Source organism: Bradyrhizobium sp. STM 3843, assembly GCF_000239815.1.
Classification (GTDB): Bacteria; Pseudomonadota; Alphaproteobacteria; order Rhizobiales; family Xanthobacteraceae; genus Bradyrhizobium.
Window position 1 is genome coordinate 60,903 of the sequence record NZ_CAFK01000045.1, and the last position, 13,669, is coordinate 74,571.

The 13,669-nt window shown below is 65.4% G+C and carries 11 protein-coding genes; 5 read left to right on the top strand and 6 right to left on the bottom strand.

Features of this window, described 5'->3' with window-relative positions; translation table 11 throughout:
• Positions 1–209: 209 nt before the first annotated feature.
• Positions 210–1,376, top strand: a complete 1,167-nt coding sequence (locus BRAS3843_RS07040) for an ABC transporter substrate-binding protein (protein ID WP_035981010.1) — start codon at positions 210–212, stop codon at positions 1,374–1,376.
• A gap of 66 nt (positions 1,377–1,442) precedes the next feature.
• Here BRAS3843_RS07040 and BRAS3843_RS07045 read toward each other — a convergent pair whose 3' ends face one another.
• From BRAS3843_RS07045 to BRAS3843_RS07070, 6 genes are all read right to left on the bottom strand, one after another.
• A complete protein-coding gene (locus tag BRAS3843_RS07045) occupies positions 1,443–2,363 on the bottom strand; it encodes a c-type cytochrome (RefSeq protein WP_008968096.1) in 921 nt (306 codons plus the stop codon).
• 126 nt (positions 2,364–2,489) lie between these two features.
• Positions 2,490–2,939, bottom strand: coding sequence for a cytochrome c (locus tag BRAS3843_RS07050; protein ID WP_035981012.1), 450 nt, complete (start codon positions 2,937–2,939; stop codon positions 2,490–2,492).
• 118 nt (positions 2,940–3,057) lie between these two features.
• Positions 3,058–5,367, bottom strand: a complete 2,310-nt coding sequence (locus BRAS3843_RS07055; RefSeq protein WP_008968098.1) for a xanthine dehydrogenase family protein molybdopterin-binding subunit — start codon at positions 5,365–5,367, stop codon at positions 3,058–3,060.
• Positions 5,368–5,443: 76 nt separating this feature from the next.
• A complete protein-coding gene (gene murJ, locus BRAS3843_RS07060) occupies positions 5,444–6,973 on the bottom strand; it encodes a murein biosynthesis integral membrane protein MurJ (protein ID WP_008968099.1) in 1,530 nt (509 codons plus the stop codon).
• 67 nt (positions 6,974–7,040) lie between these two features.
• On the bottom strand, positions 7,041–8,192 hold the full coding sequence (locus tag BRAS3843_RS07065; RefSeq protein WP_008968100.1) for a DegT/DnrJ/EryC1/StrS family aminotransferase: 1,152 nt from the start codon (positions 8,190–8,192) through the stop codon (positions 7,041–7,043).
• 54 nt (positions 8,193–8,246) lie between these two features.
• The gene (locus BRAS3843_RS07070) at positions 8,247–9,254 is read right to left on the bottom strand and encodes a Gfo/Idh/MocA family oxidoreductase (protein WP_008968101.1); all 1,008 of its coding nucleotides are present in this window, start codon (positions 9,252–9,254) and stop codon (positions 8,247–8,249) included.
• A 384-nt stretch (positions 9,255–9,638) separates the two neighbouring features.
• On the opposite strand from BRAS3843_RS07070, the gene BRAS3843_RS07075 reads away from it, so the two are divergent.
• The 4 genes from BRAS3843_RS07075 to BRAS3843_RS07090 all read left to right on the top strand — a co-directional run bounded on the left by BRAS3843_RS07075 (position 9,639) and on the right by BRAS3843_RS07090 (position 13,464).
• The gene (locus BRAS3843_RS07075) at positions 9,639–10,772 is read left to right on the top strand and encodes an 8-amino-7-oxononanoate synthase (protein WP_008968102.1); all 1,134 of its coding nucleotides are present in this window, start codon (positions 9,639–9,641) and stop codon (positions 10,770–10,772) included.
• A complete protein-coding gene (gene bioD / locus BRAS3843_RS07080) occupies positions 10,769–11,407 on the top strand; it encodes a dethiobiotin synthase (protein WP_008968103.1) in 639 nt (212 codons plus the stop codon). The genes BRAS3843_RS07075 and bioD overlap by 4 nt, the downstream gene beginning before the upstream one ends.
• Complete coding sequence (locus tag BRAS3843_RS07085; RefSeq protein WP_008968104.1) at positions 11,404–12,654, top strand: adenosylmethionine--8-amino-7-oxononanoate transaminase; 1,251 nt, start codon at positions 11,404–11,406, stop codon at positions 12,652–12,654. Before bioD ends, BRAS3843_RS07085 begins: the two co-directional genes overlap by 4 nt.
• A 123-nt stretch (positions 12,655–12,777) precedes the next feature.
• A complete protein-coding gene (locus BRAS3843_RS07090) occupies positions 12,778–13,464 on the top strand; it encodes a DUF1223 domain-containing protein (protein ID WP_008968105.1) in 687 nt (228 codons plus the stop codon).
• Positions 13,465–13,669: the final 205 nt, after the last annotated feature.

Consider the following 13,669-nt stretch of genomic DNA (forward strand, 5'->3'; position numbering starts at 1 on the left):
CGGCTAACATGAGCCATGGGACACGCCACGAAGTTAAAGACGGTCAAAGAAAGTCCTCTAGTCCGCAGCGCAACAGAGGGCTTGGTTAACGAGCGACTTTCGGGCGCACAAAAAAACGTCCCCTTCCTGACCCTGCCGTCTTAGCGAGGTCTTCACTCCGCCGATCTATGGTCGATGAGGACCATGCTGCAACTGACAAGACGATCGCAATGAGGCTCTCGAGGGTGCGAACTTTTCTGCGTCTTGCTTTCCTCGCCTGCGGACTGCTCGCTGGCGCGGCGGAAGCGGACGAACTTGGCGTGACCAATGACACGATCCTGTTCGGCCAGGTCGCGGCCCTCGAAGGTCCGTCCGCCGCGATCGGACAGGCGGAGCGGCTGGGCCTGCGGGCTGCCTTCACCGAGATCAACTCCAAGGGCGGCGTGCACGGCCGCAAGCTGAGGCTGGTCAGCCGCAACGACGGCTATGATCCCGACCGCTCGGTGGTCGAAACCGTCAAGTTGATCTATGAGGACAAAGTGTTCGCATTGATCGGCGCGGTCGGCACGCCGACCGCGATCGCGACGGTGCCGATCGCTGCATCCAACGACGTGCCGTACATCGGTCCGGTGTCCGGCGCCGACTTTCTGCGCGACCCGCAGTTTCAGAACGTCGTCAACATCCGGCCGAGTCACGGCGCGGAGGCCGAAGTCTGGATCAAGCACCTGACCGAGGAGCTGCATCTGACACGGATCGGCATCTTCTACGAGGACGACAATTTCGGCCGCGATCTGCTGACCGGTGTCAAGGCGTCGCTGGACCGACGCGGGCTCGAGCTTGCTGCCGAAGGCACCTTCGAGCGCAACACCCGCGTCGTCAGCGCGGCATTCAAGGTCATCAGGCGCGCCGAACCGGAAGCGGTGATCCTGGTCGGCACCTACGGCCCATGCGCCGAGTTCATCAAGATGGCGCATCGCAGCGGGTTCACTCCGACCTTCGTTGCGGCCTCGTTCGCGGGTGCCAATGCACTTGCCAAAGAGCTCGGTCCCGAAGGCCGCGGCGTGATCGTATCTGACGTCGTGCCGTTCCCGTGGGACACGCAGCAGAAGCTGGTGGCGGATTATCAAACCGCCCAGAAGGCGCTCGACCCGGGGCAGGCCCCCGATTTCATCGCGCTCGAAGGCTACCTGACCGGCCGACTGGTCGCACAGGCGCTGGAGATGGCCGGCCCAAATCCGACCCGAGCAGACTTGCTGCGGGTGATCAATGAAGCCGGCCAGTTCGACATCGGCGGCACCACCGTCGCGTTCGGCACGGCGCTTCGGTCCAATCCGCCCCACGTCTCGCTCGCCGTGATTCAGAGTGACGGCAGCTTCAAGCCACTCGACGGATTCTGACATAGCCGTTTCTGGAATAGCCCTGGCGCTGGATGGTGCTCATCAACCAGCGCGGTTCGAAGGCGTTCAACCTGCCGGCTTCGGCGGCTTCGGTGGGCCCTCGACCGGAGCCAGTGATTTCAGATAGACCGCCATCGCCGTGCGATCGTCTGCGCTCAACTGCGAGGTGTTGCGGATCACGCGCGTCATCGCACCCCCGACGCTGTCGCCGTCCGGCAGCTGACCGCTCTCGAGGAAATAGCCAAAATCGCTCTCGCTCCAATCAGCCAGACCCTTCTGGGTGATGTTCGGCACCCAGCCGTGTCCTTCCGGGTCCGGGCCGCCGGCAAAACGCTGCGCCTTGATGATGCCGCCCAGCAGATTGCGCGGGCTATGACATTCGGCGCAATGGCCGAGCGAATTCACGAGGTAAGCACCGCGATTCCATTGCGCCGAGCGCTGTTGATCTGGCGTGAACGGCTTATCGTCGAAGAACAGCAGCTTCCAGATGCCGAGCGTCCGGCGGATGTTGAACGGGAACGGAAGATCGTGATCGCGCGATGCCCCGGAGACCGCGGGTAACGTCTTCATGTAGGCGAAGAGATCGCGGATGTCCTCCAGCCTGGCATGCGCGTAGGACGTGTAGGGAAATGCCGGATAATAGTGACTGCCGCCCGGCGAGGTGCCTCTGAGCACAGCATTGACGAAATCGCTCTCGCTCCAGCGTCCGATTCCGTCAGTTGGATCCTGCGAGATGTTGGGCGCATAGAAGGTGCCAAACGGTGATGCGAGCGGCAGGCCACCGCCCAGCTTCAACCGGTCCGGCTGGTTCGGCACTGCATGGCACGACGTGCAGCCGCCGGCGTTGAACACCTCCTCACCATTGGCGAGATCGGGCGTACGCGCAGCCAAGGCCAGCGAAATGGTGGACGGCATCGTCAGCCACCAGAAGATGGCAAGGCCGGCCATGCCGATCACAATGAGAGCAATGAGAAGACGTCTGAGCATCGCTGGTCTGTTGTCACTTGGATCGGCAGCGTAGCCGCGAAATGATATCGGGGCGGCTCCATGCCGCCCCGATAAACATAGCTGACGGGCCAATGCAACGCGTTGGCCCGTCTTGGACGTTGTGGATCAGCTGTTCTTGACGCGGAAGGTCTCGTGGCAGCCGCCGCATTCCTTGCCGATCGCGGGCGCGACGACCTTCAGGCTGTCGAGATCCTTGATCTTGGACTTGGCGTCGGCGACGATCTTGGCAAAGCTGTCGATCTTGGCCTTGAAGCCGGCCTTGTCTTCCCAGACCTTGGGCGAAGGGCCATAGTCGCCCTCGAACTTCGCGCTCTTCAGGCTGTCCGGAAACATGGTCGGCAGCTTCTTGGCGGTGTCATCGAGCTGCGCAAGAGCGGCGTTGACCGCGGTCTGGTCATACGGCTTCTCGCCCTTGACCATCGCGATCATAACGCCACCCAGATTCTTCGCGTTGGCCTTCATGGTGTCCTGGTCCTGCTTGACCAGATCATGCTGCGCCATCACCGCGCCGACCCCGAGCAACAACGCCCCGACGGCCACGACAGTCCGCTTCATCAATTCGCTCCATTCTTGTCGCATTCTCGCCCAGCCCACCTGAGCGAGACAATCTTTCGTCGAACCCCAGCGCCGGCGGCTTATTCCGGAATTGAGGCGGATGTCGGGGGAGCTCTAACTACAGACTGTGACGCCGGTGTTGCTCGCGAATGGCGATCCAGATCCGCTCGGGGGTGGCCGGCATATCGACATGGTCGATCTTGTATTCGCGCCAGAGCGCATCGATGATCGCATTGACGACTGCCGGACATGAGCCGATCGCGCCGGCCTCGCCCGCGCCCTTGACCCCCATCGGATTGGTCTTGCAGGGTACGTTGTGGGTCTCGAACACGAAGCGCGGCGCATCCGCAGCGCGCGGCAGCGCGTAGTCCATGTAGCTGCCGGTCACCAGCTGCGCATCGGAGGCGCTGTAGACCACCTGCTCCATCAGCGCCTGCCCGATGCCCTGCACCGCGCCGCCATGCACCTGGCCTGCCAGGAGCAGCGGGTTGAGCGTGACGCCGAAATCGTCGACGATCACGTAGTTGATGACCTTGATGATCCCGGTCGCAGGATCGACCTCGACCTCCGCCACATGCGTGCCGTTCGGATAGGTGCCGTCTGCGCTCGCGAAGGTTGCGCTGCCGTCGAGCTTGGCCGGATCGACACCGGGGCGCTTGGCGAGATCGGCAAAGCTGATGGCGCGATCGGTGCCGGCGACGCGGATGCGCCCCTCTGAGATCTCGAGATCGCCGATGCCGGCCTCGAGCGCTTCGGCGGCAACCTGCTTCAGCTTGTCGCCGAGCTCATGGGTGGCGCGCTGCACGCTGACGCCACCTGAGGGGATCGATGCCGAGCCGCCGGTGCCAAGACCCGTCGCGATCTCATCGGTGTCGCCCTGATGGATGTGCACGCGCTCCGGCGGCAGCCCGAACTGCTCGGCCACGATCTGCGCATAGGCGGTCTGATGGCCCTGCCCACTCGACTGGGTGCCGATCAGGATGGTGACGTCGCCAGTGGGATCGAGCCGCACCTTGGCGGTCTCCTCGCCCATGGTGCCGCAGACCTCGACATAGCTCGCAAGCCCGATACCGCGGATCAGGCCGAGCTTCTTGGCGGCCTTGGCACGCTTCGGAAATTCCTTCCAGTCCGCGATCTCCATCGCGCGCTTCAGATGCGCGGCGAAGTCGCCGGAATCATAGACCTTGCCGGTTGCGGTCTTGTAGGGCAGCGCGCGCGGCGGAATGAAGTTCTTCTTGCGGATCGCGTCCACGCTCATGTCGAGCTTGCGGGCACAGGCATCGACCAGGCGCTCGATGACGTAGGCCGCCTCGGGGCGGCCGGCGCCGCGATACGCATCGACCGGCACCGTGTGGGTGAAGACCGTGCGGACGCGGCAATGGAAGGCCTGGATGTCGTAAAGTCCGGGCAGCATGCCGGCGCCGCCATGCGGGATGTAGGGCGCAAAGGTCGAGAGATAGGCGCCCATGTCGCCCATCAGGTCGACATCAAGCGCGAGAAACTTGCCGTCTTCGGCAAGCGCCATCTTCGCGGTCGTGACGTTGTCGCGACCCTGCGCATCGCCCATGAAGTGCTCGGCGCGGTCGGCAGCCCAGCGCACCGACTTGCGCAACCTGCGCGCGGCGACCGCAAGCAGCGCATATTCGCGGTAGGGAAACAGCTTCGTGCCGAAGCCGCCGCCGACGTCGGGACAGACCACCCGCATCTTCTCGACCGGAATCTTCAACACGTTCTGGCAGAGGATGTCGCGCAGGCGATGGCTGCCCTGGCTGCCGGCGGTGAGCGTCAAATGATCGCGCCTGACGTCGTATTCGCAGACCGCCGCGCGGGTCTCCATGAAGCTCGCCACCACGCGCGGATTGACGATTTTGATCTCGGCGACCGCATGCGCCTTGGCGAATGCCTGATCGACGGCGGCCTTGTCGCCGATCCCGACATCGAACAGCACGTTGCCCTTGTGCTCCGCCCAGACCTGCGGCGCGCCCGGTTTCACCGCGTTGGCAACGCCGGTGACCGCCGGCAAGTTGGTCCAGATGACCTCGATCGCCTCCATCGCATCGCGGGCGTGATCGAGCGTATCGGCCACCACGAACGCCACGGCATCGCCGACGTGACGCACCTCGTCCTTGGCAAGGATCGGGTATGGCGGCGCGGTGAAGGGGTCGGTCTCCAGATTGAACAGGCAGGGCAGCCTGCCGAGATCGGCGACATCCTCGGCCGTGAGAATCAGGGCCACGCCGGGCAACAGTCGCGCCTGGCCGACATTGACCGTGAAAGTTGCATGGGCATGCGGCGAGCGCAGCACCAACGCATGCAGGGCTGCCGATGGCGCGAGATCGTCGGTGTAGCGACCCTTGCCGCGGATGAGCGCGTCATCCTCTTTCCGGAGAACGCTCTGCCCGACGCCGAATTTGATTGGAGCTGCCATCTTGTTTCACGTCCCGCTTCGCTGTCGCACCATTTTGACGGTATAATGCAGCGGAAAGCCGGAGCAGGCAAAGGATTTAGCGCCGCACCAGCCCCCTGAGCCAGCGCGGGCCGAACAGGCCGAGAACCGCTGCAGCATAGATCACACCGCCGACCACGATCAGCACGGCCAGCACGGCCTCGTCGCGGAAGCCGCCGAGGCCTGCGAACTGCGCAGCAGCCAAACGTGCGGTGAGCCACAAGACAGCGGCCAGGATGCAGCCGGTGACGCCGAACTTGATCAGCGATCCGGTGAGGCGGCGGTCGAGATCGAGATAGCCTTGGCGCACCGCGAAGCCGAGCACCAGGAGCAGATTGATCCAGGCGCCGACCGCAGTGGCCAACGCCAGCCCGACCTGCGCCAGCGATCCCATCAGGAGCACCTTGAGCAGCATGTTGACGGCGAGACCGGTCAAGGATGCCTTGACCGGGGTAGCAGTGTCCTTGCGGGCATAGAAGGTGGAAACGGCACTGCGGATCAGCACGAAGGGAATGAGGCCGACCGCATAGGCTGCAAGCGTGGCGCCGGCCGCGGCAGCGTCGCCGCGGGTGAAGGCTCCCCGCGCGAACATCGCGCGGGTGATGACGTCGGGCACGGCGAGGAAGGCCGCGACAAACGGGACCGAGAACAGCAGCGTGAAGTCGAAGGCGCGGCGCTGGCTCTCCATGGCGCCCTCATGATCGTTCGCGGTCAGCCGCCGCGACATCTCCGGCAACAGCACGGTGCCGATGGCAATGCCGATGACGCCGATCGGCAGCTGGTTGAGCCGGTCGGCGTAATACAGCGCCGACAGCGCGCCAGCCGGCAGGAATGTCGCGATGATAGTGTCGGCGAACATCGCGACCTGCGTGCCCATCGAACCCAAGGTCGCGGGTCCAAGCGCGCGGAAGAAGGCGCGGATGTCCTCATCGAGCTTGAGCGGCGCAAAGCGCGGCAGGCCGCCATGCCGCGCCAGATCGCCGGCGAGCAGAAAATATTGCAGGAAGCCGGAGATCAGCACGCCCCACGCCGCGGCATGGCCGGCGGTCGGAAAGAATGCGACCAGCGCCAGGGTCGCCATCATCGCGAGATTGAGGAAGATGGAGGCCGCGGCCGCGCTCGCAAAACGCTGCATCACGTTGAGCATGCCGCCATAGAGCGTCACCAGCGTGATCAGCAGCAGATATGGGAACGTGATGCGCGTCAGCTCGATAGCGAGTTCGCGCTGCGCCGGATCTTCGGTGAAACCGGGCGCCAGAATTGTCATGGCCTGCGGCATGAACAGCCAGGCAACGATCAGCAGCACGACCTGCGAGGCGAACAGGAGCGTGAAGATGCGATCTGCAAACAGGCTGGCGGAGGCCTCCCCCTTCTCGCCATGCACATGGGCGTAGGCCGGCACGAACGCCGCGTTGAATGCGCCTTCGGCGAAGATCGCGCGAAAATGGTTCGGCAGGCGGAAGGCGACGAAAAACGCGTCGGCCACGGGGCCGGCACCGAGAATCGCCGCGAGCATGATGTCGCGGGCGAAGCCGGTGAGGCGCGAGAGCAGCGTATAGCCGCCGACGGTGAAGATGCGTCCGAGCATGGCTGCTTCTAGCGCATCCTTCCCGACGGCGTCAGCGCCCAATCTTCACGTTTTGGAACGCCGGCCGCTACGCCGCAACGGCGCCGCGCACGGCCTCGATGATCCGCGCCTGCGTAGCCTCGTCGAGATAGGCATGCATCGGCAGGCTGATCACGTTGCTCGAGAGCCGCTCGCTGACCGGCAGGCCGCCGTCGGCGACCGGGAAGACCCGATAGGCGGTCTGCTGGTGCATCGACTTCGGATAATAGATCGCGGTCGGAATGCCCTGCGCCTTGAGTGCCGCGGCGAAGTCGTCGCGACCGATGCCCTGGGGCAGGCGGATGGTGTATTGCGCCCACACCGACGTACAGCCCTCGACCAGGCGAGGAACCTCCACGACATCGGCGAGCGCCTGGGTATAGCGTTCCGCCACCACGTTACGGGCGGCGATCTCATCCTCGAAGATCTTCAGCTTCTCGATCAGGACCGCGGCCTGGATCGTATCGAGCCGCGCGGTCAGGCCGAGGCGGACATTGTCGTATTTGTCGCTGCCGCCGCCATGGGCGCGCACACTGCGCAGGCGCTCCAGCAGGCCGGCGTCGTCGGTGAGGATGGCGCCGCCGTCGCCGAAGCAGCCGAGCGGCTTGGCCGGATAGAAGCTGGTCGCGGTCGCGAGACCGAACGTGCCGATGCGGCGGCCTTTGTAGCTCGCACCAAAGCCTTGGGCGGCGTCGTCGAGCACGAACAGGCCTTCGGCCTCGGCGATCGCAGCCACCGCATCGTGGTCCGCGCTCTGTCCGAACAGATCGACCGGAATCACCGCCTTCGGCTTGAGACCCAACCGCCGCGCGGTGGCGATGCCGCGCTGGAGCGAGGCCGGATCGATGTTGAAGGTCTCCTCCAGCACGTCGACAAACACCGGCGTGGCGCCGGTGAGCGCGACCGCTTCGCCGGTCGCACAGAACGTGAAGGACGGACACAGCACCGCATCGCCCGGACCGATGCCCTGCGCCATCAGCACCATCAGCAGTGCATCGGTGCCGCTCGAGCAGCTCACCGCGTATTTGGCGCCACAGAATGCCGCGAGCTGGGCTTCGAGCTGGGTGATCTCGGGGCCGCCCAGAAACTGGCAATGCGCCAGCACGCGGGCGACGGCGTCATCGAGCGACTTGCCCAGCCGCTGGCGCTGCGCGGCGGTGTCGATGAACGGAATGGGCTGATGACGCAGATGCTGATTCATGGCTGTCGCACTGGATTGAGAAACGGACATCGGAGGACTGCGGGGACGGTCGGCTCAACCGGCGGCGCGCCGCTTGCGCGCAGTCGCCTCGGCCGGTCGATGGCTCGACCTTTCGAGGCATTGCGTCGCAATCTCGAGGCTCGCGACGCCTTCGTCGCCGGTGACGGCCGGCGCGGTGCCGGAGCGAACAGCGTGCAGGAACGCGAGCAGCTCCGCACGCAGAGGCTCGTCATGACCGACCGGCAGGTGCCGCATCGAATAGCTGCCATCCGGCTTGAAGCCGAAGCATTCGGTGACCTGGCGGGTCAACAGGTCGCCCATGACGTATTTGCCGCGCGTGGCCACGGTGACGTTGCGCGCCTTGAACGGCGTCAGCCAGTTGGTGTTGATATGGGCTAGCACGCCCGAGGCGGTGCGGAACTGTAGTAGCGCGATATCCTCGCGCTCGGCCACCGCGCTGGAGAGCTGCGGCTGGACCTCGATGATATCAGACTCGGTGAACCACCTGATGAGGTCGATGTCATGGACGGCAAGGTCGATGACGACACCGACATTCGACATCCGCGGCGGGAACGGGCCAACGCGGGTGATCGCGATCGACAGGATGTCCTCGCCGGCGATCGCCTTCTTGATCGCCGCGACCGCGGGGTTGAAGCGCTCGACATGGCCGATCATAAGGGTGACGCCGGCGCGATGCGCGGCGGCGACGATTTCGCGGCCCTCCTCCACGCTGGACGCGATCGGCTTCTCGACCAGCAGATGGACCTTGTGTCCGATGCAGGCCAGCGCAAGCTCATGGTGCAGGTGAGTCGGCGCGGCGACCGTGACCGCATCGACCCCCTCCGAGACCAGCTCGTCCAGGCTTTCGAAGGTCGGGCAGTTCGCAAGCTCGGTGACGCGGGCGCGATGAGCGGGCAGAGGATCGACGACGCCGACCAAGTGGACGTTCGGCAGACCGGCCAGGACGCGCGCGTGGTTGCTTCCCATGACGCCCGCCCCGATCACGCCGACGCGCAGCGCCTGTCTCGGTTCGGCCTTGTGGCCCGCCCCCTTCGAACTCATGTCACCACCCCAATCGATGTCCCGAATCAGCTGCCTGCAGTAAACGATGTGCAAATCAGCCTTGGGTTGGCTCTCTAGCACGCCATTTTGGACGAGGCGAACGCGGAACGCGTTTTCAGGACACGATTTGATTCAAACAGTTACATCCAGAGCCCAGAAAAAGCTCAGCAATATGAAGGGGCTACAACGGCGTCTTCGCGTCATGCGCGCAGAACCTCAGGTGCCACCGCAGACGCAACCCGTAGTACCCCGCTCATGCGCAGGACCGCCTGCTCCATACACAGAGATGTTAGCGCCATCCAGTTGCAACGAAGGTGATGACAGGCCATCAAGCCGCGCAGCGTGCTGTAGTTCAAGATGAACTGCAGCTTGAGTGAATATTCGATGGCTTACAACGCGTTTGAGACCCAGCTCGGCGAACTGAACGAGCGGGGTCGATTCCGTCAATTGCGCGCCCGCGCCGGCATCGACTTCACATCGAACGATTATCTCGGCCTCGCCGAATCGGAGGAGTTGCGGCAGGCGGCGACCGAGGCGATCGGGCGCGGCGTGCCGGTCGGCGCCGGCGGCTCGCGGCTGCTGCGCGGCAATCATCCCGAGCACGAGGCGCTGGAGGCGGAAGCCGCACGTCATTTCGGCGCAGAGACCGCGCTCTATTTCGGCGCCGGTTACACCGCCAATCATGCGATCTTTTCGACGCTGCCCCAGCGCGGCGACATCGTGCTCTATGACGCGCTGGTGCATGCCAGCGTACATGAAGGCCTCCGCCACTGCCGCGCAGCGCATGAGAGTGTCCCGCATAACAATGCAGATGCCTTCGACTCGAAGCTGACGCAATGGCGCAAGGCGGGCGGCTGGGGACGGCCGTGGATCGCGGTCGAAAGCGTCTACAGCATGGATGGCGACAGTCCCGATCTCGCTGATCTCGTTGCCGTCGCCGACCGTCACGAGGCCACCTTGGTGATCGACGAGGCGCATGCAACCGGCGTGCTCGGTCCCGACGGACGCGGCCTCGCAGCGGCGTTCGAGGGGCGCGACAACATCATCACGCTCCATACCTGCGGCAAGGCGCTCGGCACCTCCGGCGGCTTCGTGCTCGCCCCCGGGATCGTGCGCGATTTCCTGGTGAACCGTGCGCGGCCCTTCATCTTCGCAACCGCCCCTTCGCCGCTGATCGCGGCGGTCACCCGGGTCGCGCTGTCGATTGCGCGCGACCAGGTTGAACGCCGCGAACGACTGGCGCAGCTTGTCACCCACGCCGCGCGTGAGCTGAAGCTGCGATGTGGCCTCGAGGCGCTGCCGTCTCACATCCTGCCGATCATCATAGGCCGCGATGACAGGGCGGTCGCGCTGGCCTCCGCCCTGCAGGCGCAAGGGTTCGACGTCCGCGCGATCCGGCCGCCGACGGTGCCCGAAGGCACCGCAAGGCTGCGCATTGCGCTCACCGCCAAGCTCAACGAACAGGTGATCTCCGAGCTGTTCGACGCGACGGCTGAAGCATTGGGGCGCCTATCTTGACGCAGCGTTTCGTCGTCACCGGCACCGATACCGGCATCGGCAAGACCGTGTTCTCGGCCGGCCTCGCCGGCGCGCTCGATGGCTACTACTGGAAGCCCGTGCAAGCCGGCCTCGATGGCGAGACCGATTCCGACACCGTCCGCCGCCTGTCCGGGCTGGCTGGAGAACGGGTACTTCCCGAGCGCTACCGGCTGGCTACTCCGGCGTCGCCGCATCTGGCGGCCGAAATCGACGGTGTCATCATCGATCCCAACCGCATGCAGCCAGCGGCGGTGCCGGGCCCCCTCGTCATCGAAGGCGCGGGCGGCCTCATGGTGCCGCTGACACGTAAAGTGACCTATCTCGATATCTTCGCCCGCTGGGGCGCGCCGCTGGTCTTGTGCGCACGCACCACGCTCGGGACCATCAACCACACCCTGCTGTCGATCGAGGCGATCCGGGCTCGCCACGTCAGGCTGATCGGCATCGCCTTCATCGGCGACGAGAACAGGGATTCCGAACAGACGATCGTGGCGATGGGGCGGACGCGGCATCTCGGCCGCCTGCCGCATCTGCCGGATCTGACTGCCGACACGTTGCGGGCCGCGTTCGCCGCTCATATCGATATCGGCTCCTTCCGGGAGCATCTCGCATGAGATCCGCCTCGCCGGTCTGGCATCCCTTCACCCAACATGCAGTGCAAGGCGAGATTCCGACCATCGTCCGCACCGAGGGCGCGTGGCTGGAGTCCGCCGACGGACGCCGCATCTTCGATGCAATCTCGTCCTGGTGGGTGGTGACGCATGGCCATCGCCATCCGCCGATCATGGCGGCGATCAGGGCTGAGACCGAGCGTCTCGACCAGGTGATCTTCGCCGGCTTCACCCACCCGCCGGCAGAGGCGCTGGCCCGCGAGCTCGTCGCGATCACGCCGCCCGAACTGACCCACGTGTTCTTCTCCGACAGCGGATCGACCTCGGTCGAGGTCGCCCTGAAAATGGCGCTCGGCTTCTGGCTGCATTCGGGCGAAGGGCGCCGCCGCATCCTGGCGCTCGAAGGTGCCTATCATGGGGACACCATCGGCGGCATGTCGGTCGGCGAACGCGGCGTCTTCAACGCGCCTTACGAGCCGCTGCTGTTCGATGTCGGCCGCCTGCCCTTTCCGCATCCGGGACGCGAGCAGGCGACGCTCGATGCGCTCGAGGCCGCCTGCCGCGCGCACCCGGTCGCCGCCCTGATCGTCGAGCCGTTGATCCTCGGCGCCGGCGGCATGCTGATCTATCAGCCTGCCGTGCTCGCCGAGATGGCGCGCATCTGCCGGCGTCATGGCGTGCTGCTGATCGCCGACGAGGTGATGACCGGCTGGGGACGGACCGGAACGCTGTTTGCCTGCGAACAGACCGGCATAGCGCCCGACATCGCCTGCACTTCCAAGGGACTGACCGGCGGCGTCATGCCGCTGGCGGCCACGCTGTGCGGCGACGCGATCTTCGACGCGCATTATGCGCACGACCGGCGCAAGACGTTCTTCCACTCCTCGTCCTACACCGCCAACCCGATCGCCTGCGCCGCCGCGCTGGCCAACGTGAAGGTCTGGCAGAGCGAGCCGGTAATGCAGCGGATCGCGGCGCTCGCCGCTGTCCATGCCAAGGCGCTCGACCGCTTCCGCGGCGACAAGCGCTTTTCGAACATCCGCCAGCTCGGCACCATCGCCGCGCTCGACCTGGTCGTGCCGGATGCCGGCTATCTCGCCGACATCGGCCCCCGCCTCTACCGCCATTTTCTCACGCGCGACCTGCTGGTCCGCCCGCTCGGCAGCACGATCTATTTGATGCCCCCCTACTGCAGCACCGAGGCCGAGATCGGGCGCGTCTACGACGCGATCGCCGCGATCGATCTCTGACCCCGAGCGAATATGAGCGCCTCTGGGCGCGTCCTGCTCACGAAACCGTGTCAACGCGGCGACGTAACGCGCGGCGGCCGGTCCGCGAAGCTGGATGTACACCCCGTCCCGAAGGAGCATCCCATGCTGTCGCGCGCTGTGATCCTGTCCGCCCTCGCTCTCGGTCTGGCGCCGGTGGCCGCCGCTGCGGCCGACCGCCCCGTCGTCGTCGAACTCTTCACCTCGCAGGGCTGCTCGTCCTGCCCACCCGCTAACGCCTATCTCAACGACCTCGCGCGCGACCGCCACGACGTGCTGCCGCTCGCCTTCCACGTCACCTATTGGGACCGGCTGGGCTGGAAAGACCCCTTCTCGCTTGCAGCTGCCACCGACCGACAGGCGCGCTATGGCAGCCGCTTCGGCGACGGCTCCTACACGCCGGAGATCGTGGTGGACGGCGTCTCCAGTCACGTCGGCTCCTACCGGAGCGAGATCGGAGCCGCGATCGATCGCGCCAAGGGCGCCAACCAGCCCGCGGCAGACGTGCGTCTCAGTCGCAATGCCGGCAAGCTGCAGGTCGACATCGGCAGCGGCGAAGGCCGCGGGCGAGTGCTGCTGGTCGGCTTCGATCACTATCACAAGACCGACATCCGGCGCGGCGAGAACGGCGGCCGCACCTTCGAGGAGTTGAACGTGGTGCGCTCGGTCCGCCCGCTCGGCGATTGGCAAGGCGCCGCTTTGCGTCTCACCGAGCAGTTGCCCGAGGGCGAGGATGCCGCGGTCATCGTGGAAGCGCCTGATGGACACATCGTCGGCGCGGCGAGGCTGTAATTAGGAAACGTCTCGTCACGCAGCGTCCGAGTCATGCCGCTGAAGCACGAGGTCCACCGCCACCCACTCCACTGTCGTCCCGGGCCAAGCCCAGGGCCAAGCCCGGGACGACACCGAATTTGCTGAACGATTTTTCCAAACAACTGACTACGTTCCCGCGACGCCTGAGGCGCCCGAGTTGCACAGATCGCGTGCCCTCGAAAAA

Excerpts from the sequence above, each read along its gene's own strand:
- BRAS3843_RS07040 (WP_035981010.1), top strand. The coding sequence starts at position 210 with ATGAGGCTCTCGAGGGTGCGAACTTTTCTGCGTCTTGCTTTCCTCGCC.
- murJ (WP_008968099.1), bottom strand. The coding sequence starts at position 6,973 with ATGCTCGGACGCATCTTCACCGTCGGCGGCTATACGCTGCTCTCGCGC.
- BRAS3843_RS07075 (WP_008968102.1), top strand. The coding sequence starts at position 9,639 with ATGGCTTACAACGCGTTTGAGACCCAGCTCGGCGAACTGAACGAGCGG.
- BRAS3843_RS07055 (WP_008968098.1), bottom strand. The coding sequence starts at position 5,367 with ATGGCAGCTCCAATCAAATTCGGCGTCGGGCAGAGCGTTCTCCGGAAA.
- BRAS3843_RS07070 (WP_008968101.1), bottom strand. The coding sequence starts at position 9,254 with ATGAGTTCGAAGGGGGCGGGCCACAAGGCCGAACCGAGACAGGCGCTG.
- BRAS3843_RS07050 (WP_035981012.1), bottom strand. The coding sequence starts at position 2,939 with ATGAAGCGGACTGTCGTGGCCGTCGGGGCGTTGTTGCTCGGGGTCGGC.
- BRAS3843_RS07090 (WP_008968105.1), top strand. The coding sequence starts at position 12,778 with ATGCTGTCGCGCGCTGTGATCCTGTCCGCCCTCGCTCTCGGTCTGGCG.
- BRAS3843_RS07045 (WP_008968096.1), bottom strand. The coding sequence starts at position 2,363 with ATGCTCAGACGTCTTCTCATTGCTCTCATTGTGATCGGCATGGCCGGC.
- BRAS3843_RS07065 (WP_008968100.1), bottom strand. The coding sequence starts at position 8,192 with ATGAATCAGCATCTGCGTCATCAGCCCATTCCGTTCATCGACACCGCC.
- BRAS3843_RS07085 (WP_008968104.1), top strand. The coding sequence starts at position 11,404 with ATGAGATCCGCCTCGCCGGTCTGGCATCCCTTCACCCAACATGCAGTG.